Origin of the sequence: Nonomuraea rosea, from assembly GCF_039539705.1 — a bacterium.
Lineage (GTDB): Bacteria > Actinomycetota > Actinomycetes > Streptosporangiales > Streptosporangiaceae > Nonomuraea > Nonomuraea rosea.
In genome coordinates, this window is the sequence record NZ_BAABDQ010000002.1 from 679,945 (window position 1) to 702,213 (window position 22,269).

The window sequence follows — 22,269 nt, forward strand, 5'->3', positions numbered from 1 at the left end:
CTACCCCGCCAGTATATCGCTTCCGCTTATCCGGCGACGGCTATCTCTGGGATAGTGCCGCCGCCGCCTGCTTAGCGCGTATCTCGCGGACCTGGTCGGTGTCTCTGTGACCGATGTCCTCAAGAATGGCGATGGAGAGGAGCCAGTGCTCGACGGCGCTGTTCGGGTCGCCTGACGCCAGCGCGCTGTCGCCCATGCTGTCCAGCGTACGGATCTCGTTAGCGCGGTAGCCGATCTCTCTGTACAGGCGAAGGCATTGCTCGAAGTAGCCGAGCGCGGCCTGGTGATCGCCGAGCAACTGGTAGATGCAAGCGACGCTGTCAAGATCGGCCGCCCGGCTGTTCGGGACGTTCAGCTCGCCGTGTAGGTCGGCGGCTCGCGTGCAGTACATCAGGGCCTCCTGGTGTTCTCCCCGCATGGCCAGGCTCCAGCCGATGCCGTTCAGGGCGTCCGCGAGCCCGCTTTCGGCCCCAGTTGTTCGGAATCCGTCGGCGGCGAGGTGGTACTGCTCCAGGGCCGCCTCGTGATTCTCCGCGTAGGCGAGACTGACAGCCAGGACATAGTGGCAGTCGGCTTCCGCGCGTGCCGATCGTCCCGGCCCCAGCGTGGTCAAGGCTTGCTGACCGTACTCGACGCTCTCGGCGTGTGCTCCCAGCCGGCGCAGGGTGATGGCCAGCTGGCGGAGGAAGTAGGACCGGATCTCCGAATCCTCAAGCTTCGATGGGTCGTCCGTGATCGAGCGCAACATCGTCGCACAGTCGTTCCATCGCCCCTGATACCACATGTTCTCGATGAGAGAGTCCACGATAGTCATGGCTTTGCTCTCCAGGCCGTGTTCCTCGGCGTACCGCACGACGGCGAGGAAGCGCGGCGAGTCCTCGCTAGCGAGACGGGTACCGGGGCCCGTGGCGGCGGCCAGATCGGCGTAGCGCTTGATGAGCCTTTCGCAGGCACGGTCGTGGACGTCCTGGAGGCGCCGATCCCCGCGACAGAGGGAGAGGGCGTAGTCACGGAGGAGCTCGTGCATCTGGAAGCCGCTGTGCGCGTTCTCTTGGAGCAGGTGGAAATGGCGTAACCGGCGTAGCATGGCCAACCCTGTTCGGGTGTCCTCTAGGTTGGCGAGCACGGCGGCTCCTGTGCTGTCGATGTCAGGGCCCGGGGCCGAGCCGACCAGGACGAAGAAGTCCTGTAGCTCGGCAGGAAGCGCGTGATACGTCCAGGAAAAGACGGTGCGGAGCGCAGAGTTCGGCTCGTGCAGGTCGAGGAAGTCCAGTCGGCTGTCGGCGTCGGTCAAAACGGACATGATTTGGTCCAATGACAGCTCAGGCAGGTGCCGGAGGTGGGATCCGGCGATTGCCAGGGCAAGAGGATTGCCGCTGCAGGCGGCCAGAATGGTGTCGATAGCGGCGGGCTCGGCGGCTGCTCGGTCGGCGCCTATGTGCCGGATCAGCAGGTCCCTGGATTCGTGGGTTGGTAGTGGAGCCAGGTGAAGGTGCGTAACGTCGGTTCTCCGCAGGAGGGTCCCCAACCTGGTGCGGCTGGTGACGATGATGGCGGAGGGCCCGTGGCGCGGGAGCAGGTGGAGGACGCTCTCGCTGTCCCGGACGTTGTCCATGACGATGACGAACCGCCTCGCCTCGACCGCGTCCAGATAGTGCAGTCGGCGGCCTTCCGGATCCTTGCCTGCGGCCGCATCGGCCTCGCCCATCTGTTCCAGGAGCACCTCGACCGCCTCGGCGGACGACATGGGAGCGGTCGGACCGAAGCCTCGGAAGTCGACGAACAACTGCCCGTCGGGGAAGTCCTGGGCAGCCTCGTTGGCCATGTCGATGGCGAGAGTGGTCTTTCCCAAGCCGGGGCCACCGGTGACAGCGATGCAGAGACACTCCGCCGTCGGTCCGGGGTCGAGGGGATCGTGGTCGCCTCGGCGCACGTAGGGCTGAGGGAGGGCAGGAAGTCGGTTGTGTCGCGGGCCAGCCGAGCGCTGCATCGACCCTTCCTCGCGAAGCACGGCCTGAACCAACTCCTCCCGCCGCCACCATCGCTGCGCGGCCGCTGCTTTGCTGCCGCGCCCGGCGAGTTTGCTGAAGGGCTCGTCGATGAGCGAGTCACCCAGAGCGCCGCGCAGGGCCTGCTCGCTACGGAAGAGGTCGGTCCCGTCGGGCTCCTTGAGATCCAGCCGGATGACCTCGGCACACCGGAGGAACGCTCGCAAGTCGGAATCGGAGGGCTTGCGTCCGACGACGGCCGTCCAACGAGTTTCGATGACCTCGACGAAGGTTTCGAGCGCCCTTCGCTGGGGCACCGTCGGCGCCGCTGCCCGGAGAGGGAGGTCGGCCGGGTGTCCATGGAGGCGCTGGAGCACGATGCCCAGTTGGTCGAAGGCGCGGCTCCCATCATGGTTCGTGGCGATCATGAGCCGATCTCGCGAGAGGTCGACGGGGCGGACGCCCGAACTCGTGTGGATACCTTCGACGAAGGCGCGCACCATCTGGTCGATGGCCTTCACCAGATCTTCGGTCTGCGCGTCCAGCCGTCTCATCCCGGCCTTCGCCTGTACGAGTATGAACCCGCCGCCGGACACGGCGACGCCCACATCGTCGACGGGAAGCCCGGTCTCACACCCCACCGCTTCAATCTGGACGGCGGCGCCGAGCCCGAGGTCGGTCAGCGGCATCTCCACGATGGCGCGCACGGCCCACCAAGCGAAAACCTGAGCCTGGAAGGTGAGACCACGCGCAGCTCTCGCCCCACCAGCTGATGATCTGGCTCCGGCCTGGTGATGGGTCTCGTTCATGGCCTCCCCACCGTCTCGCAGATCCGCTGACGGGAGCATCTCACACTCGGTCCCAGCCGGATCGTCGCCTTCATTGGGCAGGGATGTTCCCCTGGGGGCGGCAGGAAGTCTCACCGCGAAGACGATGTCGCCGGGGACTTGTCACCTCGACGCGCCCCCCGTGCGCCCGGTGACCGTCGCGACGATGGCCAGTCCCATGCCTGTGCCGTCGGCTGGGGGGAACGGCAGGCGTCGCCGCGTGAGTAGCCGAAGCCCGAGGACACCGCTGATGAAACCTGTTGTCAAGACATGGGAGGACGAGCTCGCGTCCTGGCTGAGCCTTGATCAACACCGACGGTAGGGGGTAACACCCAGAGATCCTTCTCCGCCGGCCTCCATCCGTGACTGCCGGGACTCGCGTCAAAGAAGCGGGTCGCGTACATATCGCAGTGGCTGACGAACAATGCTTTGAACAACGCCATATTCTCGTCAGATGGAGACGATGACAAGTCGGCATACGGCAAGCCATCCTGCGGCCGATCGACGGGCATGGAGAAGTCCCGACATGACCCCACGGTACTGCGCTCGCCCGAGGACGTGGTTAGCGGCAGAAGTAGCTCGCCCTTTCTCCGCACAGCTCTGCGATCTCGACCAACGCGGCATTCAGTGAAGTGATCTCAACGAATTCCGGGTAGCCAGTTGTGCTCGAAATGCGTCAGGACAAGAGCCGCCCGGGCGATGTCGCCGATTGTGCTGGGACTGGCGGTGATGTGCCGAAGAATCCTCCAGCGGCCTTTGAGTAGGGCGAACCCGCGTTCGCCGAGACAGCGCAGGCCGCGCAGGAGTTGGTTGTAGGTGCGGTTGTCCGGGCTGAGGGTCTGATTTCTAGCAGGTTGTTTGATCGGCGTGTGGACGCCGATGCCCGCGCCGTCGTAACCGCCGTCGGCGAGGGTGGGCAGGCCGCCTGCGGCAGCGGCGTACAGCGCGCCGAGCACGTGGGCGCGGGCGGCGGTCAGGTCGTGGACGGAGCCTGGTTCGACGTCGGCGATCCACAGGGGAACCCCGCTGGGCGCCGACAGTGCTTGGAGGTTGCCGGCGTGCTGGTGAGCTTTGCCGGAGTACCAGGCATCGATGGGCTCACCCTTGACGCTGATGGCTTGCTCGGCGCAGCGATCGACGGAGATCAGGGTGCCATCCAGGATCACATGGGCCGGCCCGTCGGCCTGGGCGCGGTCCAGGGCCTCGTGTAGATCTGGCGCTTGAGCTGCCAGGACGTCGATTCCTTCGGCGATGTAGCGGTAGGCGGTGGCCCGGGAGATGCGATGATCGCGGCCGAGGCGGGGGATGTCGTACGCGCCCCGGAACCAGCGCAGAATCAGCACCGCTTGCCAGAACGGGGTCAGCGCGCGGCTGCCCTTGGGAGTGCCGAGCCGACGGCGTTCGTCCTGGAGCAACCTGGCAACGTACTGAACCAGCGCGCGGGAGACGTCGAGCATGGCACGATGAGCAATCACGTGGAGCCTTCCGGCCGACGGGGTTTCTTGTGGTGAGAACTCATCTACCGGAGGCTCCACGCTCGTCTCCGGCCTTCGGCGACTTCTCCCGAAAGGCCCGAAACGCCACCGCCCGCGGCAAGAAATCCCTGATCGTCCGAATTATTTCTCTGAGATCACCTCAGTGGCGTTCAACTGCACCCGTAGTTCAACCGAGTCGCCCCATGCGGCTCTTTGGTCCACGCACCTGTGTGATTCCCATGCAGTCAAGCAGGCGCTGCACATGGCAGCGCTTGGCGGGTGCTCGCACAAGGGGGCGTGGACGAATCACCTGTGGCTTTTGATTTGGCGGCGCAACGGAGTTCCGTCATTCAAGATCGATTCTTGCAATGCCGGACGACCGTCAGGGCTGTGCGGGGGTGATGTCAGTGTGTGGGAAGTCCTCGCCTTTGAAAAGCAGGGGCTGGTCGAGGTCTTTGGCGAGAGCATAGGCGAAGCAGTCGCCCATGTTGAGCTTGGCTTTGGAATTGTTGCCCTTGCCGTAGGTCTGGTACACCCGGCGCGCAATCCTGGCCTGATGAGGCGTTACCGGCTCGATGATGAGGCCCATCTCATCAACGAGCGTGTCGAAGGCGTTGCGCATGGCCTCACCGCGGTTGTCTGCCACGATGGCCGCTTCTACGTAGTTGACGGCTGAGATGCGACACACGGCTGTGGCGATGGCTTGGGCGAACTGAGTGGCCTCTGGCTCACCGTTGATGACGGCAATAATGGCACTGGAATCGATGATCATGCGGGAAGGCCGGTGTCCGGGTCGTATAGATCCTCAACGGACAGTCGGTCCCGACCGAGGTGGGTCCGCATGTCGGCGGCGATGCTCAGGATACGTTCGGCTCGGCCGACGGCTTCGGAGCGGCGTTCCAGCGCATCCAGACGACGTTCGAGCACTTGAGCGGCGTGCTGGGTTTCCTCGGCCAACCGGATGACCCGGCGGGCGAGGTCATGAATGGGCTCGTGTTCGAGGTCCACGCTCACCGTCGCTCGACTCCCTCCGTCGCGGTGCCTGTGTTACCCCTTCAGCGTAACTGCTGGCCGAGCTTTACTCTCGCCGATGGGCAGCATCCGTCCGCGTCACAAGGTTCTCTTCGAGTCAGGGGTTTCCTCGGGGATGGTGCCGGTGGCGGCATACCAGGCTTTCCAGATCTCGGGGCGGAGTCTGCCGCGGTCGGCGACTGGGAGTCCTTGTTCACGTGCCCACGCGCGCACCTGCGATGCGGTCGGCTGCTGATCGCTTGGCCGTGCGATCTTTGCTGGCGTCTTTGGCGGGGAAGGACGCGGGAGAGCGTCGGTGGTCGGTGGGCCCTTATCCGAGTTGGATGTTGTGGCGGTGAAGCCGAGGCGGGTGAGGGTGCGACGCCGCTTGCCATACATGCGTTCCAACTGTGGGACTTGTGCGTCCAGATAGTCGTGGACCTCGACGTCGTGCTTGGTGGCGGCTTCTCGCATGATCCGGCCGACGTGCTGGATCACCTTCCCTTTGAACGAGATCGGCATCGCGAGGAACAGAGCGTCCAGCCGGGGCAGGGTCGAATCCCTCGCCTGCGACCTTGTCGATGGCCAGGAGCACCAGCGGGCCTGCTTCGGTATGGGTCAGGCGGGTGCGAGCGTGGTCGCGTTCGGCTGCGCTGAGCTGCCCGTGCAGGAGCGTGGCGGCCACGCCCCGGCCTGCCAGGGCGGCGGCCAGGCATTGAAGGTGTTCCATCCGATTGGTCAAGATCAGGCTGTTCCTGCCCCGGCTCGCCGCGTCCGCGACGTCGGCGGCGATCTGGGCGGTCCGAGTCGCGTTCGCGGCCAGCTCGCCGTAGATCGCTTGGAAGGAGGCGCCGTCGTTTCCGATTTCGTCGGTGTTGAAGTCGGTCGGGTGGACGATGAGGCGCTGGGCGAACGACACCTCAGCGGTGATCTCGTGCCGGATCGGTCCGCACTGCATCGTGATGAGCGCGTCCATCTGGTCTGCCCGGTACGGCGTCGCCGATAGCCCAATCCAGCGCTTCACGGCCACTTGACGGATGGCCGCCTCGGCGGCCGGAGCGCCCACCGCATGGCATTCGTCGACGATGACCATGCCGTACTCGTTCAGCAGCGACGGATCGGCATTACGGTGGGCCACGGTCTGCAGCATGATCACATCGACGGCTCCGTGCCGCTTGTCTCTGCCCTGGCCCTTGGCGCCCACCTGTGCTCCGCCAAGGTCGAGAAACGTCGTCAGCCGTTCCTTCTACTGGTCGAGCAGTTCGGCGCGATTGACGATGATCGCCGTCGGGACCTGCTGCCTGGAAATCAGCACGCAGGCCATCACGGTCTTGCCCGCGCCAGGTGGCGCGACGAGAACTCCCGTGAGGTGCTTAGCCATCGCGGTGACCGCCTCGTCCTGTACGTTCGTCAGCTCACCGGTGAAACGCACCGCGATTGGGTCATGGTCCGGCACCGTGGTGGTGATCTCGATCGCGCCGCCCGCTGCCGTAACGAGGTGTTCGGCTTCTTCCGCCAGCCCTCGCGGCAGTCGTAGCCAGTCGGGGTCGTTGTCGTCGAAGCAGCGTACGAATTGCGGGGTGGCGAAGGTCGAGTACCGCATCGACTGCCGCCGGTAGAACTCCGGGTTGTGAAAGGCGGCCAGGTGTTTGAAAGCGGCAATCAGCGGCGCGGGCAGGCCATCGGTCGAGATCGCCAGCATGGCACCAAGCCGCGCGTGCACCTGTTGGGGAGCGACACCCAACGCGCCCTTACGAGGCTTGCTCGGCAGCCTGCCCGACGTCGACGGCCCGGCGTCGATCTGGCCGAACCGCTTCACCAGCGCATCCACCTCGACCGGGCGTAGCCGGCGCACACTGGACAAGAACGCGAACTGGTCCTCATACGGCTGCCAGGTGTGGGGGTCGCAGGTCAGCGTTGTGCCCTGCTCCCGGCTACCACCGTGCAACGGCAGCGATCAGATTCCCGAACCGGAACCGAGCCGCCGCCTTGACCGGCAGCGAGTCCTGCGCGGGGAACAGCCGGTCATAGCTGGTCAGCGACATCGTCCCTCGCCGGTCGATCGCCTCCCGCAACAGTCCCATGCCGATGGCACGTGCCGAAGCGGCCAGGACGGGCTCGGTGAAGAACATCCACACGTGGGCGCCGGCGCCGGACCGGGAAATCTCCGCCGCCGTATGGATGCCCGCCCGCGTGCATGCATCCGCGTAGGCGGCGGCGTCGCCCTGCCAGCCCGCGCCGTCGAAATCGCATGCCAGCAACTGGCAAGTGTCGTCGGGCAACATCGGATACAGCCCGACATGGGAGTCGCGTTCGTCGGCGGGCCGGCTCAGGTGCGCGATGAGAACCTCATCTGTCAGCGGCAGGAACTCCCGCTCGGCGTCGTCCCGTTTACGCCAGAACTCCTTCTCCGCTGGGCTCCACCCGTGCCTGCCAGACTTGCGGCTGAAGAAGCGGGTCGCGTACACATCGCGGCGGCCGACGAACAATGCCTTGAACAAGGCGAGTTTCTCGGACGGAGGCGACGACGCGTCCGCGTACGGCAAGCCGTCCTGCGGTAGGTTGACGGGGACAGCGGCGATCAGATCAGGATCGACGAGGTCGCGCTTGCCCACAGCCGAGGCTCGCTGCCGGAGAAGTTGCTTGAGCCGGTCGTTATCCTCACGCAGCTCTGCGATCTCGACCAAGGCCGCGTCCAACCGCATTCGTAGCTCGACAGGGTCGTTCCATTCGGCCCACAAGTCCACGGATCTATCCTGCGCGATTTCCGCCATGCAGCCAAGCAGACACTGAACGTAACTACTTCATGGGTGCTCTCATGAACCACAGACGACGCTACGGTGAGGCTTCGGGGATTGTGTTCTGGATTGCTGAACAGGAATCCTGCTGCCTTGATGACGCGGTGAACGGAGTTGAGGATGAGCGTTCGTTGGGCGGGGGTGTGCTGACCGGAGTATCCGGCGGTTGTCTGGTAGGACTCGTGTCCGGCGATGAGTTGCATTACTCCTGGTGCGACGCCGCCGTCGCGGAGCATGGTGATCATGGTGTGTCGGAGTGCGTGCCGGGGTGATGTGCTTGGTCAAGCCGCGTTGGTGAGCGCGTTCGAGGGCGGGCTGCAGCACGTTGTTGCGTTGGTTGGCGTAATCGATATAGCCGCCTGCGTGTCCCTGAAAGAGAGGCTGACCAGGATTCTTGCCGGTTGCAGGGTGCGCCAACAGCCTGAGTTGCCATCGACGGCGGCCGGTCGTCTCGTCCAGCAAATAGGCGTATGTCTGAGTTACATGGATCACGCAGCCGACCGGATCCAGGCCGGATACGTGAAGCCCGGCAATCTCGCCCTAGCGCAGGCCGGTGGCCATCTCGGTAACGATGAACAACGCGGTATCAGGGTCGATGTCGTGGACTGCTTGGAGGTAGGTGCCGACCTCGGGGCCGTACAGGATGGCCCGGGCAGTCACCGGGCCAGTCGGCAGGCGAAGACCGTCGCAAGGAGATGAGCTGAGAAATGGTGGTTCGCCGTTCTCACTCTGCTGCATGGCCGCCTTGAAGACCGGCTTGATCGCGCCTCGATAAATCTTCGCCGCTGTGGCTGGGGAGAGCGTCCCGGGGGTCGGTGGTGCGGGCCGGGGAGAGCCTGCGTCCCGCCACTGCCGCAGCACGCCGGGCGGCACACGTCCGGTCTTCTTGACCGCGATGTCGTTGGTTCGTGCCCATCGTCGTGCCGCCTGCTCATCCGACATGGGAGGGGTGGGCTGGTGTTCGTTGCGTGCGGATGGTTTGGCGAGCATCCATTCCGCCCATTCGCGCAACACTCGACGGGTGACCCGATCCAGGGGGCAGGCGGCCGAAGTAGGGGAAGATATGCCGTTCGGCCTCGGCCAGGTAAACGAAGCGCTGAGTGGGCGCGGCGCCCAGCCGGGTGGCATAGTCGTGCGGACGATTCTCGCCGCTGAGCTCGACCAAGATTGCGAAGTCGTCGGCGATCTGCCGCTCATAGCAGGTCTCGAAGTCTTCCTTTCCGCTTCTTCCCCCACCTATACGCCACTTCACCAGCCACGATCTCGCGCCGTTCTTGGCCATGCGTTCGATGATCCGCGCCCCAACCCCCCTGACGGTCCAAGGACGCATGGTGAAGGAAACGGCTGGCACAGGCGGCCACGACTCGCATCAACAAACGGACTTTTCACCATCGCGTGGTGAGATGCGGGAACATCGGGGGAACATGATCTTCGAGACGGTCCCGCCGGGTCGTGTCGCCGTCTTGAAGAAAGCGCTTTCGACCTGCACTTATGAGTGGTAGGGCGCCCGGGGCTCGAACCCGGAACCTACGGATTAAAAGTCGACAGATATTATGCTTACCCGCACTGTAGCGTATCTCAATGTATCACTCTGTCCGTAAAAGCAGTTACCAAAAATGTCCAAGAATGCCACCCTGTGCTATGCCGTATCAGGTGCCGACGAGCATCCAACGAGCAACCGTGGGGCGGATGGCACCTCTTGACCGTTCCCAATTTACGTTAAGCTTACGAGCTGACGTGCTGGATAGTCGCAGTCCGCAGACGCTCCGTCCCCGATCCGATCACGGATCCCGAGCAAATCATCCACCTGAACATACGCCGAAGAGACCGGCTCGGCGGCATCCTTCACGAGTACTCACATGCCGCTTGACCTCCACGGATGGCATTTTTGGCAGGCGCACTGCCGGTTCCGGTCGGTTCGCTCCGATGGGGCACGTTGAGTGGCGCTGGTGGGTCACCGTCCATCGCGCCGTAAGCCGCCCCACAGGATTCATTGCGTGGACGGTTTCCTGCGGTCATCTCCTGGCACATACAGGACCATGCCACGAAGCGTCGGGTAATCCCAGCTCGTCCCCGTACTCCACGTCAGGCAGGGTCTGGCAGATCCGCTCGAGCCACGCCCGGGACGTCGCCGGTTCGAGCGCGCCATCAGCGCGCGGCCAAGCGAAGACGCCGGGGACGGTCCTGTCCGCGGCCTGTTCGACGCCCGTTCTCCCGAGTACCAACCGGTCGAGGAGGCCGGGATCACTGTGCCAGCGCTGCGTGAGGATGCCGGCCGAGTTCTTGCTGCGGTAGTCCTTGACCTCGAACTCGACATCGCCAGCGGTCTCCCCGAATCGGATGTCCACAACCACGGTGTAGTCGTCCGGCTGCAGCCGACCAACCCGCTTGTGCTCGAAGAGGTCCCAGATTTCGATCGCGTCTTTGTGATACGTCGCGAGGAGAGAACCGCCGGGATCGATCACTGGGGAAAAGCCCTGGAAGTCACGGCTCGGTGTGTCGCCCATGGTGAACGCGGAGCCCGGGACGAGCGCGCCGTCCGAGAGCCGGTTGCGCTGGACCTTGTCCCCGCGGACGCCGACGACCTGGCCGAGTTCGGGCAGAACAATCTGCCAGTATAGGGGTGTGTCCGCGTCGGGGATGGAGATCCGGGCCTCGGTGAGTTTCGCCATCGCGGTGACATTCCAGGTGCTGATTCCGTCGCCGTAACTCACCCGCACTAGCTGATCTGTCACGAAGCCCACAGTCGCGCTGAACTCCTCCGGGTCGCGGGCTTGCAGGAAGGCCTTGGTTGCGGCGGGGAGTGGAAGCTGGCCCAAAGGACGCAGATCCGGCAGTCGCCATAGTTTCGCCGGTCTGTTGTGGAAGACCGTGACCAGCAGGCGGCCGTTCGGGGAGAGCACCAGACTGCCCGCGACTCCTGCTTGGCTGAACTCTCCCGAGCCCGTCGGTGCGGTTCCCAGCAATTTGCGGCTGGCGAGCTCCCAGCTCTCCAGGCGGTCGTCGGCATGCCGGAGCACGAGGTGGCGCCCGTCGGGGCTCACGATCGCGTCCTGCGCCTGGATGAGGGCGTTCTCCATCGCGTCCGGCGGCGGCACGCGCAGGACCAGGAGCATATCGGTTTCCAGGATCAGCCGGTACGTGGATCCCTCGACGGCGGCGCGAATCAGCTGCGCCCCGACCGGGACTTCGACGCGACGCTCTCGTGCTGAACCGGCCGCCAGCACAACGTACGATTCCGGTTCGTCCCGTCCTCTCGGCATGGCGACCTTCTTCATGGTGACGGTGTGCCGGTTGTCCGGGGTGATCACCGTGGGGGAACAGACCCTGTCGGGCAGTTCGTGGGTGGCGAGCACGGTCGCGCTCTCCAAGCCGAAGAGCTCGTACCTGCCCTTCTCACAGCTCTCGACGACGGCCTGCCCGCGGCCCACGTCGATCACCTGTGCCCGGCTGGCCCGGCTGTCCAGCGGACGCGAACCGGCGCTCGACAGTGCCATCGCCCTACCCTGCTGAGCAACGACCAGCTCACCAGTGGTGAGCATTCCGCTGACCACGGCTTTGCCGGGCAGGGCGATGGCCCGGACCTTGCCGATGGTGAGGTCGACGACGTGGAACTCGGCCGCATCCGCTGCCCCGTAGCCCAGCCAGCGGCCCGTCGGATCGCTCACAAGCTTGTCTCCTCCAGCGTCGAGCTGGCGTAGGAGCCGCCGGGTCCACACATTCCACAGCGCCGTCTTGCCCGACGGGCGAGAGACAGCCACCACATCCCGGCCGAGCCAGGCCGCCGTCGCAGAGCCCGCGCCCTCTACCGCGATGGCGAATGGCGCGCGTGCGTTGGCCATGAAGTCCCAGACAAGCATGCGTCCGGTGTCGCCGGGGTCCGGCATGACCGCGGCGGAACCGTCGCTGTTGACCACAGCCCCGCCGTTCGGCAGCATGATCTGCGCGAACCGCAGCTGACGGGCCCACGCGCGTATCCTCGTCCGGGCTTCGAGCCCATCTCTGGTCCGGTAGGCGCGCACGTCGAGGTGCAGCCGTTCCCACTGGCTGTCCGTCGAGCGCTGCAGGAGGGTGCGTGCCGCAGCGTCGGCCGTCGCCGCCTCGGCGATCGCGGTGTTCCGGGACACGGAGTTGCCGTACAGGCCGAGACCGCCGGCGGTAAGAATGACCAGCACAATCACCGTGATGGTTAGCAGCCGCTTGCGGTCGATAGCCCGCGCCTTCTTGGCGGCCTGTTTCCAGGTTTCGACCGGAATGAGATCTGCGTTGTCGCCGTACTTGTGGTTCGCCTTGACTGCCTTATCGTGGTCGTCCTGGGGCAGCACGACTCGCATGTTCTCGTGGACGACGCTTAGCTTCGCGGCGTACCCCGACACCGAGGATGCCTTGTCTGGCTCTGCGGGATCTATCCGGCCTGTGATCACGGTGCGCGGGCGCAGCCTGCGCACGGTCATCGGGCCTAGTACGGGTCTGCACAGCCTGCGCCGCTCATCGAGCAAGACGGTGAGCCCGAGACTCAACGACTCGTTGACCACCCTCATGACCGGTCCGGCCTTGTCCTCCAACGACCACAGAACGGCACCGCTGGAGGAACCTCCGGCGGTCTTCCACGCCACGGCCAGCGAGGCTTGAAACGTGGCGTCTGCGGAGGTGAGCGTCATCTTCGCCGGATCGGGCACCAACCCTGCGGGTAACTTGGGCATCAAGGACAGGCTGAGCACGGCGAGCTGACCCTGTGACCCGCGATCGAACAGCACCTTGACGCTGGGGCCGCGCCGCACCGCCTGCATCAGGTCGAGATCCGTCCTCCCGTCGAGAGCCGCCATCCAGACGAGAGATAACAGGTCGAGTTCCCCTGCGTCTGCGAGATGCTGGATCGCTGACATATGCGGCGTGGTGATGACGGCTGGCACCTTACGGATCGGCTCGCTGGGCACCTCCAGTCCGCAATGCCGTATCCAGCGGCGGAATATCCGGTGCTGGACCATAGCGTGCCCCGGCGGGGAGACCATCGCCAGCCCGAGCGCCGCCAGAGCTCGGGCGGCGGGGATCGGTGCGACTTCCCCGGGCTTGAACGGCTCCTCGATCAGTTCGCGGAACCTGGTCAGCGGCGTCGCGATCTCCTGCAGGATCTTGTGGCCGTTGCATTGATCGGTGGAGAGCGCCGCGAGAGCGCGGACGTTACCGGTGGCGACACAGTGCCGGACGATCTCGAGATACCGTTGCCGGCCGTCGATCAGCTGATGGCCGACCAGGCGCGCTTCCTCGCGGTTGAACTGGCTCGCGAGCAGGGTTGGGACATCCAGCAGGTTCTTGTCCATGTGGCTGCCCCGCTCAGGAGGATTCTTCGAACGTCCGCGCGGTGACGCAGATCGGATGGTTCTCCGCCAGCCGCTCTGCGACGTCCAGCCAGGCCAGCGCCGTCTGCGCCGTGCTGGCGTGCAGCGATGCCAGCAGTTCCGCCGGGTCGGCGTCGTTCAGATCCTGTGCGCCGACCGGCGCTGCGTCGGCTTCGAATGCGGAATGCCCTTGCGGGAGCGCGACCGTGATCGTTCCCTCGAGATGGTTGTCGTCGTCGGACAGTGCGATCCAGAGTCGCCGTATGGGACCGCCGTCGCGCGGCGTGATCCGGATCGGGAGGAAGGATCCCACCCGCTCGGCCAGCGGGCCATCCGCTGCGGGCACCCCTACGAGCTGTGCTGTCACGCGCACCCAGCCGGCCTGTGTCTCGACGAGTTGGATGCGCTGAATGTCATCGCCAAGGTTCTCGGTGTGCTCACGCACATGGTTGGTGCCCGCCGCAGCCTCCAGGTTGGAGTGCAGCTCGGTACGTATCCGTGCGCCCTCCGGCCAGCCAGCCAGCCGCGCGGCGGCCACCCGGCAGGCGTGACGGTACAACGGGTCGAGGCCCTCCAGGAGCAATACAAGGCGACCCAGGCCGGCGCGGGAACGAGCGGGAACGCGGGACAGCGGAAGGTCGTGGAGACCGGCCAGCAGCGCGTTCGCACCGAACCTGGCGATCAGCCGGTCGCCTGTGCGCAGCCCATGGTCGAGTTGCTCAAGAGGGCCGGTGAGTCCGCGCACGGCCGGTGTCAGCCAGTGCTGGATCTCCACCAGCTCCCCGACCGTACGGTCCGGCTCCAGGCCCGCGGCGACCGCCTCGACCGCGCGGTCGAGCAGGTCCCAGGGCAGAATGGCGAACACCTCATCGGGCGGATCGGCCTCGGCGTCGAGCCGTTCCAGCAGCCAGTAGCGCAACGGCAGCGACTCACGCCCCAGCTCCCCGAACATATCGGCCGTACCGCCGTCGATCACCGGCCACTGCTGCTCGATGCGGTCTATCACCTCGACCGCCCGACGGCTCGCGGTGATCGGCCGGCCGAAGTCGTCCAATTCCACCACGGTCGTGCCATCGCCATGGGCCAGCCCCAACGCGTGCCCGTCCGGGCCCCATGGCACCGCAACGCGGCGCCATCCGTCGGCGAAGTGGTCCAGTTCCCGGGCGTCAGAGCGATGATCGCCATCGTTGACCGGGCCTAGGTGTCCGGTGCCTGGTGACAGAGAAGCGGTCCAGGCGCTGAGCGGGCGGTGAGGAGATCTCACTTGGCGCCTCCGATCAGAATGTCGAGCAGGTCACAGCCGGGTTGCGGCAGCATCGCCGCGAACTCATGCTGCTGCTGCACCGTCGCGTGGATGCTTCGCTGGTAGGCGTTCCGCAGTGTTCTCCACTGAGAGCTGCTGAGCATGCTGCACAACGCCGACGGCAGCGCGACGATCCAGGCCTTCAGAGGATCCAGGTCGAGCGAGACAACGCCCGATGGATTGTCCTCGCGCCAGCGCAGAGCGAATTTGGCCGCCCGGGCTATGACTGCCGCCTGGGTGAAAGGATCGTCGCTGACATTCAGCGGGGTGAAGCGCCGCTCTTTTCCGAGCAGGTCGTCAAGCCCCATACCGCTCGGGTCCATGATCTGATGATCAAGAATATCGTACAGGAGCGCGTTGAAGGCGAAGTCCCGATATTGGGCATCCTCCGAAAGCTGGCTGCCGACCACGGGAAATTTGAATCCTCCTTTCGATAATCCACGGTACTCGATGAGCCGATTATTCGATTTATCTGATTTCGGTGGGAGTACCGAGCACACCAGGGAGGACGGGGTGACCGTTGTGCGCCATTCCGACATGCGCAAGGCGCGCAGTGTCTGACGGGTGACGTCGGTGAACCTGCCCGCTGGTACGGTGCCGGACAGATCGAGGTCGTTGACCTCATGCAAGGGCACGTCCGCCACCAGATCGCGAGCGGCTCCGCCCGCCAGCCATAGTCGGTGACCAGTGGCGTGCACCGCCGCAAGCAGAGGCCGGATCAGCGGGCGCCATGGCGTGTCCCGCAGATCCAGCAGCGCGCTTGCCCGCTCGGGAAGCGCTGGGTCGAGCGATTCCGCCGCGTGTACGTGATGGGCGGGAAGGTCTGCCGGGGGCATGGCTGCCACGGGCTGGGCGCCGTCCGCGGTCTGCGGCACTGGCCGGTTCGGGGGGGCGGGAAGGTGCTCATCGCCGTCGAGCAGCAGCCGGTCGTCGAGGTGGGTTGATGAGACAGCGCCATTCCGCATAACCCAGGCGAAACCGACCACTCTGCGCTCTGCTATGACATCACCCACGAGCAGTGGACGAACAGGCGAAATGTGGCCATCGCCGGACTTGGGTGTCATCGTCTCTCCGGGAGCATCCATTCCGAACGTGGCTATGGTCGTCGGACCAGGGAAAATCCACGGCTCGGAAGAATGGGCAGGTTGGATCACCTGCTCTCACTAACTCAGGAGTGAGTCGGCCAGGATAACAGGGGCAGTTCAGGCATCTCCTGTCTTTGTAGGAAATTCTGCCAAGCCGCTGGCAGCGCCGATACTCCAGTAGATGATCTCCGACGCGAAAGTCCTCCCGGGGACTGGTCGCAACGGTGAGTCTTGGGACGGGTGGAGCCTGAATGTCGGGTGCTGGCAGGCGCTCGGTGCGGCCGGGTGCGGCTGTGGCAGTTGGACGTCGTCCCGGAGTGCTGACTGGCCAGGTGCCACGGCAGCGGAAGGAGGAGGCGAAGAGCACAGAGGCTGAGGATCGAGCCTCCGTGAAGCGCCCCGGTCATGGGTCGCCATTGGCGACCGGGGTTGTGCCGGGATCAGTTCATGACCGCTGAGGCCGCGGCGATCTTGGCGACGACGATGGTGTGCCGCTCGAATATTGGGTTACGTGGCTTGAGCTGCGGTTATGCGGCGTTGTGGTATTCGTTGATCAGGCATGTGACGACGGGTTTTCGGTGGATGGATCGTAGGTCGTCGAGGTCGGTTACGTCGCACGCAGGCTGCGTGGCGATGTCTGGGGGACGTTGGTTTCGGGACTGGTGCGGACGGTGCGCGTTGTAGTGGATCAGGTACTCGTGGAGCACGAGGGTCAGGTGGCGTTCGTTGAGGATCAGGATCCGGTCCAGGAGCTCGCGGCGCAGGGTGCCGATGACGCGCTCGCCGATGGCGTTCGATTCCGGATCGGCCGCCTCGCACCAGTCCGGCCGAAAACCGTAGTGCGTGGCGAAACGCACGTACTCGCCGGTGGGGATGACCTTGTTGGCCACCACGCCGCTCTTCAGGCAGCCCATCCGGTCGGCCAGCACCGCGCAGAACACGTGCAGGCCGCCGCCGGCCTCGTCCCAATCGATGACCAGCATCTGGCCCGGCGTCCAGACCGCCGGACGGCGCCCGCGATGGTGCTCGCGCCGCCAGGATCTCTTCGCCGCGGCCACCAGACGGCGGAAGTTGCGCGCCGAGCCGGCGTAGCCGGCGGCCTGGGCCAGTGGCAGCAGCCGCTTGGCCGACATTCTTCCCGCGATGGCCTTGATCTTCTCGGTCACCAGGTCGGTGACCGCGTCGTAGTTGTGCTCGCGTCGCTTGCGGGGTGGCGCCTTGTCCCCGGCCAGCGCCCGCTCGATGATGCGTCTGACGGTCTTGTGCGTGGTGCCGCACATTTCGGCGGCCCCGCGATAGGTGCCTACCTCGCGGTAGGCGGCGATGATGTCCATGATCTCCCCCGAAGACTTCATGGCCGGGCAGACCCCCTGAGCGGTGATCTCATGACTGGCTGACACCGTCACGATCACCGCTCAGGGCACACACCGCCGCACGACACACCAACCAGCGCGAAGGACTAGCGGGGACCTAAACCCGGCCATCAGTGGTGACCTCGAACGGGCCACCTGTGGGGACTTTTACATGGCCACGGACACCCTCGTAGGGATGCGAAACCATGCTCGAGCGACGTCATGTCTTCGTGATTCGCCCGTCTTGTGAATAAGAGAAAGGAGCAAGATGGGCGAGCCGGTGGTGTACAAGCGGTGTGGTTGCTCAGGTCAGGACAGGACCTGCCTCGATCTGGCTGACGAGGGTCACGGCTCGTGGTACTTCGCGATTCAGGTACTGGGCCCGAGCGGACGTAGAGTGCGGACGCGGCGGGGCGGATTTCATACCGCAGAGGACGCCATGCGAGCTGCCCGCGATCTCGGTGCCGCCGATGTTCCGGGTGGGGTGAGTGCGGTGTGCACCGTGGCGCAGTGGTTGCGCCACTGGCTGACGACCCTCCAGCCCGTCCGAGAGCGCACCCGGCAGGGTTACGCCGATCATGTGCGGATCCACCTGATCCCCGGCTTGGGCTTGGTCCGGCTGGCGGAACTGTCACCGGTCGACTTGCGTCGCTTCTTCGCCGGCCTGGCTCAGCGGCGTAATCGGTACGGCAAGGCGCTGTCTCCGTCTACTGTTCAGCGGGTCCATGCCACGTTGCGGGCGGCACTCAACGAGGCGATCCGCGAAGGGCTGATCGACACGAACCCGGCACACCGGTTGCGTCTGCCGCGTATCCGGCGTCCCTACGCCCAGGTCTGGACCCGAAGCCGGGTGGTGGTGTGGCGGGCCACGGGGCAGCGTCCAGCGGTGGCGGTGTGGACGACCGAACACCTGACGGCGTTCTTGGATTACGTCCGCGAGGATGCGTTGTATCCGTTGTGGTGGCTGGCCGCGCTGCGCGGCTTGCGCCGCGGCGAGCTCGCCGGGCTGCGGTGGGCGGACATCAGCCTGGAAACCCGTGAGCTCACGGTCGTCCAGCAGCTCATCCATGTCAACGGCCGGCTACGAGTCGTCCCACCCAAAAGCGCGGCGAGCCAGCGCACGATCGCCTTGGACACCGAGACGATCCGCCTCCTGCGTCGCCATCAGCAAAGCCAGCACCTCAAGGGACTCGATAGCGCCGGCTGGGTGTTCACCCGCGCCGACGGCCAGCCGATACGCCCGGACTACCTGACCTACCGGTTCCGGTACTTGGTGGCAGCCAGCGGGCTGCCGCCGGTACGGCTGCACGACCTGCGGCACGGTGCGGCCTCCACAGCGTTGGCCGCGCACGTGGACCTACGCACGGTGCAGGGGCAGCTGGGGCACGCCAGCATTGTGCTGACCTCCGACACCTACACCTCGGTCCTGCCTGAACTCCATCACGAGGCGGCGGAGGCCACGGCCCGCCTGGTGCTTGCCACAGCGCGAAGAACAGGTTATAGGCTGCGGAAACGGACGATCCATCTCCGGCGTCGTCCCACGAACCGGCCACCCCGCTGAACGCTTCCGCCGGAAAAGTCTCACGGTGTCTGTTTGTCCCAGACGTGACCCAGCTATGACCCATCTCTTGATTTTTTGATCAAGAGGGTGGGTGAACCTACAGGTAGGAGTGGTAGGGCGCCCGGGGCTCGAACCCGGAACCTACGGATTAAAAGTCCGCAGCTCTGCCAATTGAGCTAACGCCCCTCGCAACAGCAAGGGTACAGAGATTACCGCCCTGTCCGCGACGCCTCCATCACCGGTAAGCGGCCAGCCCGGTCAGCGCTTCCCCCAGCACCAGCGTATGGATCTCCTGTGTGCCCTCGTACGTCAGCACGCTCTCCAGGTTGTTCATGTGCCTGATCACAGGGTACTCCAGCGTGATCCCGTTCCCGCCCAGGATGCTGCGAGCCTGGCGGGCGATGTCCAGGGCGGCTCGTACGTTCGCCAGCTTGCCGAAGCTGATCTGCCGGGGCTCCAGCCGTCCCGCGTCCTTCAGTTCGCCCAGGTGCAGCGCGGTCAGGCCGGCCTGGGCGGTGCCCACGTACATCCAGGCGAGCTTCTCCTGCGTGAGCTGGAACGCGCCGATCGGCTTGTCGAACTGCACCCGTGTCTTCGCGTACGCCACCGCCGACTCCAGGCAGGCGCGGGCGGCGCCCACGACGCCCCAGATGATGCCGAAGCGGGCTTCTGACAGGCAGGAGAGCGGGCCCTTGAGGCCCGTGACGCCGGGCAGCTCGGCGGAGGCGGGCAGGCGCACGTCGTCGAAATAGAGGGAGGAGGTGACGGAGGCCCTAAGGGACAGCTTCTTGTGGATCTCAGGGGCGGAGAAGCCGGGCGTCGAGGTCGGTACGACGAAGCCGCGGATGCCCTCGTCGGTCTGGGCCCAGACCACCGCGACGTCGGCGATCGAGCCGTTGGTGATCCACATCTTGGAGCCGTTCAGGACCCAGTCGGATCCGTCTTTCTTGGCATAAGTCCGCATGTTGGAGGGGTCCGAGCCGTGGTCCGGCTCCGTCAGGCCGAAGCAGCCGATCGCCTCACCGGCGGCCATCCGGGGCAGCCACTCATCCTTCTGCTCATCCGACCCATACTTCCAGATAGGGAACATGGCCAGAGATCCCTGGACGGATACGAACGATCGCAGGCCCGAATCGCCCGCTTCGAGCTCCCTGCACGCCACCCCGTACGAGATCGCGTCCGTGCCCGCGCAGCCGTACCCGGTCAAATGCATCCCCAGCAGCCCGAGCGCGCCCAGCTCGGGCGCCAGCTCGCGGGCGGGGAAAACGCCCTCTTCGAACCAATCGCCCACGTCAGGCAGGATGCGATCGGAGACGAAGGACTTGACCGTGTCGCGGATCAGCCGCTGGTCGGCGTCGAGCCGGTCGTCGAGGCGCAGCAGGTCGTCCATCACGAGTCCTCTCACGTAAGGGGCTACCAGGGTTCTACCAGGGGGAATCCTGATGTGCGAACACCCTGCCCAAGGGCAGTCTTGAGACATGAGCGAATACAACGTCAAGAAGCTTCGTCGGACCCACAAGGGCAGGATCGTCGCGGGCGTCTGCTCCGGCATCGGCGAGTACGTCGGCATCGACGCCAACCTGGTCCGGATCGGGCTGGCGATCGCCACTCTGTTCGGCGGCCTCGGCGTCGGCGTCTACGCGATCGGCTGGCTCCTCATGCCGGACGAGGAGAGCGACTCCTCAATCGTCCAGGACCTGCTCAACAAGCAGCAGAACCGTACGGACTGGAGCGGCGAGCAGAAGCCCCAGCAGTGATCACGCGGCGGCCTCGGCGCGCACCCGCGCGGGCTTGTCACCCCGAGACTCGGTCCAGATCATGGCAAGGACGGCCGCGCTGATCACGCCGGTGATCCCCGCCAGCGCGACCACCGGCTCAGGACCGAGTCTCTCCGCCGCGAACCCGCCCGCCAAGATCCCGATCCCCTGTACGGCCATCAGCCCCGACTGTACGAGGCCGAACGCCTGGGCGCGTCGTTCGGCCGGTACGCACTGGACGAAGGCGGCATTGGCGGCAAGCTGGTAAGCCCCGCCGATCCCCGACAGAACCCAGGCTCCGAGCACCACGGCCAGCGGCGGATGCAACGCGGTCACGACGAGCGGCGCGCAGCTCAGCATGGCCATCCACCCCATGAGCCGCAAGCGCCGCGGCGGAGCCACGAATCTGCTGAAAAGGAACGCACCCACGACCGTTCCCAGCGGCATCGCCGCCATCAGCAACCCGGTGATCACGGGAACGGGCAGCGTTCCCGTGTAGAGCTTGGCCGCGTACGGCACGGCGAGGCCCTCGGGCAGGATGTAGAAGCCGCACAACCACGCGAACAGGACAAGGGTCCGCAGCTTTCTTGACCCGAACACGAGCCTGGCTCCGGCCCTGGTCATCGTCCACATGGACGGCTTGGCGCCGTCGTCGCCGCTCGCGGCCGGACGGGGGCGTACCCCCGAAATCAGGATCAACGCGGATCCAAGGAACGTCGCGGCGTCGAGGGCCAGTGCCCGGTACGGCCCCATTGTCGCGATCACCGCTCCGCCGGCCGCGAAACCGAGCATCTGTACGCCCTGGTTCGTCATGTTCTGCAGCGCGGAGCCGATGACGTACCGGTCGCCGGCGAGCACCTCGGGCAGCAGAGCCGCCCTGGCGGCCGAGAACGGCGCGCTGAGCAGCACCACGAAGAACACCAGTGCGCACAGCGCCCAGAACGGCATGCCCGGCAGCGCCATCACCGCCACGAGCGCGGCTCTGACCAGGTCGCAGGCCAGCATGACGCCCCTGCGCGCGAACCTGTCCGCCAGCCCCGCCAGCAGCGGCCCGCCGACGATCGACGGAAGGTACGTCAGCGCGTACACCGCCGCTGTTGCCAGCGGCGAACGCGTGCGGTCATAGACGAGTACGGCGAGCGCCACCTGCGCGAGCTGGTCACCGAGGAGCGAAAGGCCCTGGCCGTACCAGAGCGCCCTGAACTCCTTGATGCCGATGACTTCGCGATATGTAGCTTGTGGTGCTTCGGCACGGCGATGCCGTCCCGGCGGCCGTCGTGTCCGCTTGGCCCCCATTGGACTCCGCTGTGCCTGACTAACGGTGTTCGGTATGTCACCTAAGGTGCCCGATCATCGACGCACCTCGCAACCGAAAGCAGCCAACCAAAAGCAAAGGGTTACCAGCCGAGCTCGTGAAGCCGCGCGTCGTCGATGCCGAAGTGGTGTCCGACCTCGTGAACGACCGTGATGCGCACTTCGTCGACGACATCCGCTTCCGTATCGCAAATCTGGCATATCGGTTTGCGGTAGATCTCAATACGGTCGGGCAAGACACCTGAGTACCAGTCGCCGCGTTCGGTGAGGGGGACACCGGTGTACAGGCCGAGCAGGTGGGGCTCAGGCGGATCATCGACAACCGTGACGACGACGTTACTCATGGCACGCGTGAGCTCTGAGGGGATCGTGTCCAATGCCTCGGCCACGAGTTCTTCGAACTTCTCCCGCGAAACCTCAATCACCCTTGCCATTCTGCCTCCTCGGTCAGGTAAGCAA

19 protein-coding genes and 1 tRNA gene are annotated in these 22,269 nt (G+C 65.5%); 2 read left to right on the forward strand and 18 right to left on the reverse strand.

From position 1 onward, the window contains the following. Nucleotides 1-40 precede the first annotated feature (40 nt). From ABEA43_RS06915 to ABEA43_RS06975, 14 genes are all read right to left on the reverse strand, one after another. The gene (locus tag ABEA43_RS06915) at nucleotides 41-2,695 is read right to left on the reverse strand and encodes a tetratricopeptide repeat protein (protein WP_345559754.1); all 2,655 of its coding nucleotides are present in this window, start codon (nucleotides 2,693-2,695) and stop codon (nucleotides 41-43) included. Nucleotides 2,696-3,453: 758 nt separating this feature from the next. Then, the gene (locus ABEA43_RS06920) at nucleotides 3,454-4,290 is read right to left on the reverse strand and encodes a transposase family protein (RefSeq protein WP_425570195.1); all 837 of its coding nucleotides are present in this window, start codon (nucleotides 4,288-4,290) and stop codon (nucleotides 3,454-3,456) included. Nucleotides 4,291-4,672: 382 nt separating this feature from the next. Continuing rightward, the gene (locus tag ABEA43_RS06925; RefSeq protein ID WP_345559756.1) at nucleotides 4,673-5,062 is read right to left on the reverse strand and encodes a type II toxin-antitoxin system VapC family toxin; all 390 of its coding nucleotides are present in this window, start codon (nucleotides 5,060-5,062) and stop codon (nucleotides 4,673-4,675) included. After that, nucleotides 5,059-5,304 carry a hypothetical protein gene (locus tag ABEA43_RS06930; RefSeq protein WP_345559757.1) on the reverse strand — a complete coding sequence of 82 codons (246 nt, stop codon included), beginning with the start codon at nucleotides 5,302-5,304 and terminating at the stop codon, nucleotides 5,059-5,061. The genes ABEA43_RS06925 and ABEA43_RS06930 overlap by 4 nt, the downstream gene beginning before the upstream one ends. A gap of 96 nt (nucleotides 5,305-5,400) precedes the next feature. Next, entirely contained in the window at nucleotides 5,401-5,700 is a 300-nt protein-coding gene (locus ABEA43_RS68115) for an Lsr2 family DNA-binding protein (RefSeq protein WP_425570188.1), read from the reverse strand. After that, nucleotides 5,633-6,505 carry a DEAD/DEAH box helicase gene (locus tag ABEA43_RS06935; RefSeq protein ID WP_345559758.1) on the reverse strand — a complete coding sequence of 291 codons (873 nt, stop codon included), beginning with the start codon at nucleotides 6,503-6,505 and terminating at the stop codon, nucleotides 5,633-5,635. The genes ABEA43_RS68115 and ABEA43_RS06935 overlap by 68 nt, the downstream gene beginning before the upstream one ends. A gap of 42 nt (nucleotides 6,506-6,547) precedes the next feature. Beyond that, a complete protein-coding gene (locus ABEA43_RS06940) occupies nucleotides 6,548-7,132 on the reverse strand; it encodes a DEAD/DEAH box helicase family protein (RefSeq protein ID WP_345559759.1) in 585 nt (194 codons plus the stop codon). Nucleotides 7,133-7,235: 103 nt separating this feature from the next. Further along, nucleotides 7,236-8,075, reverse strand: coding sequence for a TOTE conflict system archaeo-eukaryotic primase domain-containing protein (locus tag ABEA43_RS06945; RefSeq protein ID WP_345559760.1), 840 nt, complete (start codon nucleotides 8,073-8,075; stop codon nucleotides 7,236-7,238). A 564-nt stretch (nucleotides 8,076-8,639) separates the two neighbouring features. Then, entirely contained in the window at nucleotides 8,640-9,041 is a 402-nt protein-coding gene (locus ABEA43_RS06950) for a hypothetical protein (protein ID WP_345559761.1), read from the reverse strand. Further along, nucleotides 9,031-9,381 (reverse strand): hypothetical protein, encoded by a 351-nt coding sequence (locus ABEA43_RS06955; protein WP_345559762.1) that lies wholly within the window; start codon nucleotides 9,379-9,381, stop codon nucleotides 9,031-9,033. The genes ABEA43_RS06950 and ABEA43_RS06955 overlap by 11 nt, the downstream gene beginning before the upstream one ends. Before the next feature lie 733 nt (nucleotides 9,382-10,114). After that, a complete protein-coding gene (locus ABEA43_RS06960; RefSeq protein WP_345559763.1) occupies nucleotides 10,115-13,420 on the reverse strand; it encodes a hypothetical protein in 3,306 nt (1,101 codons plus the stop codon). 13 nt (nucleotides 13,421-13,433) lie between these two features. Then, the gene (locus ABEA43_RS06965; RefSeq protein WP_345559764.1) at nucleotides 13,434-14,492 is read right to left on the reverse strand and encodes a hypothetical protein; all 1,059 of its coding nucleotides are present in this window, start codon (nucleotides 14,490-14,492) and stop codon (nucleotides 13,434-13,436) included. A 206-nt stretch (nucleotides 14,493-14,698) separates the two neighbouring features. After that, the gene (locus tag ABEA43_RS06970; RefSeq protein WP_345559765.1) at nucleotides 14,699-15,805 is read right to left on the reverse strand and encodes a nucleotidyltransferase family protein; all 1,107 of its coding nucleotides are present in this window, start codon (nucleotides 15,803-15,805) and stop codon (nucleotides 14,699-14,701) included. Between the two features lie 548 nt (nucleotides 15,806-16,353). Then, nucleotides 16,354-17,181 carry an integrase core domain-containing protein gene (locus ABEA43_RS06975; protein WP_345559854.1) on the reverse strand — a complete coding sequence of 276 codons (828 nt, stop codon included), beginning with the start codon at nucleotides 17,179-17,181 and terminating at the stop codon, nucleotides 16,354-16,356. Nucleotides 17,182-17,446: 265 nt separating this feature from the next. Between ABEA43_RS06975 and ABEA43_RS06980 the strand changes: the two genes are divergently transcribed. Next, a complete protein-coding gene (locus tag ABEA43_RS06980; RefSeq protein ID WP_345559766.1) occupies nucleotides 17,447-18,739 on the forward strand; it encodes a tyrosine-type recombinase/integrase in 1,293 nt (430 codons plus the stop codon). A gap of 110 nt (nucleotides 18,740-18,849) precedes the next feature. Here the strand turns inward: ABEA43_RS06980 and ABEA43_RS06985 are convergent. Together ABEA43_RS06985 and ABEA43_RS06990 are read right to left on the reverse strand one after the other, a co-directional pair. Continuing rightward, a tRNA-Lys gene (locus ABEA43_RS06985) sits at nucleotides 18,850-18,925 on the reverse strand. Between the two features lie 49 nt (nucleotides 18,926-18,974). After that, nucleotides 18,975-20,129, reverse strand: a complete 1,155-nt coding sequence (locus tag ABEA43_RS06990) for an acyl-CoA dehydrogenase family protein (RefSeq protein WP_345559767.1) — start codon at nucleotides 20,127-20,129, stop codon at nucleotides 18,975-18,977. A gap of 88 nt (nucleotides 20,130-20,217) precedes the next feature. Here ABEA43_RS06990 and ABEA43_RS06995 point away from each other — a divergent pair, with 88 nt between their 5' ends. Continuing rightward, nucleotides 20,218-20,496 carry a PspC domain-containing protein gene (locus ABEA43_RS06995; protein WP_345559768.1) on the forward strand — a complete coding sequence of 93 codons (279 nt, stop codon included), beginning with the start codon at nucleotides 20,218-20,220 and terminating at the stop codon, nucleotides 20,494-20,496. On the opposite strand, the gene ABEA43_RS07000 is transcribed toward ABEA43_RS06995, so the two are convergent. Continuing rightward, nucleotides 20,497-21,792, reverse strand: a complete 1,296-nt coding sequence (locus ABEA43_RS07000; RefSeq protein WP_345559769.1) for an MFS transporter — start codon at nucleotides 21,790-21,792, stop codon at nucleotides 20,497-20,499. A gap of 101 nt (nucleotides 21,793-21,893) precedes the next feature. Next, the gene (locus tag ABEA43_RS07005; RefSeq protein WP_425570189.1) at nucleotides 21,894-22,244 is read right to left on the reverse strand and encodes a metallopeptidase family protein; all 351 of its coding nucleotides are present in this window, start codon (nucleotides 22,242-22,244) and stop codon (nucleotides 21,894-21,896) included. Nucleotides 22,245-22,269 lie beyond the last annotated feature (25 nt).

Bases quoted from the DNA above. Each gene is read 5' to 3' on its own strand.
- ABEA43_RS06925 (WP_345559756.1), bottom strand. From the start codon at position 5,062: ATGATCATCGATTCCAGTGCCATTATTGCCGTCATCAACGGTGAGCCA.
- ABEA43_RS68115 (WP_425570188.1), bottom strand. From the start codon at position 5,700: ATGTATGGCAAGCGGCGTCGCACCCTCACCCGCCTCGGCTTCACCGCC.
- ABEA43_RS06945 (WP_345559760.1), bottom strand. From the start codon at position 8,075: ATGGCGGAAATCGCGCAGGATAGATCCGTGGACTTGTGGGCCGAATGG.
- ABEA43_RS06950 (WP_345559761.1), bottom strand. From the start codon at position 9,041: ATGTCGGATGAGCAGGCGGCACGACGATGGGCACGAACCAACGACATC.
- ABEA43_RS06955 (WP_345559762.1), bottom strand. From the start codon at position 9,381: ATGGCCAAGAACGGCGCGAGATCGTGGCTGGTGAAGTGGCGTATAGGT.
- ABEA43_RS06960 (WP_345559763.1), bottom strand. From the start codon at position 13,420: ATGGACAAGAACCTGCTGGATGTCCCAACCCTGCTCGCGAGCCAGTTC.
- ABEA43_RS06970 (WP_345559765.1), bottom strand. From the start codon at position 15,805: ATGACACCCAAGTCCGGCGATGGCCACATTTCGCCTGTTCGTCCACTG.
- ABEA43_RS06975 (WP_345559854.1), bottom strand. From the start codon at position 17,181: ATGAAGTCTTCGGGGGAGATCATGGACATCATCGCCGCCTACCGCGAG.
- ABEA43_RS06980 (WP_345559766.1), top strand. From the start codon at position 17,447: ATGGGCGAGCCGGTGGTGTACAAGCGGTGTGGTTGCTCAGGTCAGGAC.
- ABEA43_RS06990 (WP_345559767.1), bottom strand. From the start codon at position 20,129: ATGGACGACCTGCTGCGCCTCGACGACCGGCTCGACGCCGACCAGCGG.
- ABEA43_RS06995 (WP_345559768.1), top strand. From the start codon at position 20,218: ATGAGCGAATACAACGTCAAGAAGCTTCGTCGGACCCACAAGGGCAGG.
- ABEA43_RS07000 (WP_345559769.1), bottom strand. From the start codon at position 21,792: ATGGGGGCCAAGCGGACACGACGGCCGCCGGGACGGCATCGCCGTGCC.
- ABEA43_RS07005 (WP_425570189.1), bottom strand. From the start codon at position 22,244: ATGGCAAGGGTGATTGAGGTTTCGCGGGAGAAGTTCGAAGAACTCGTG.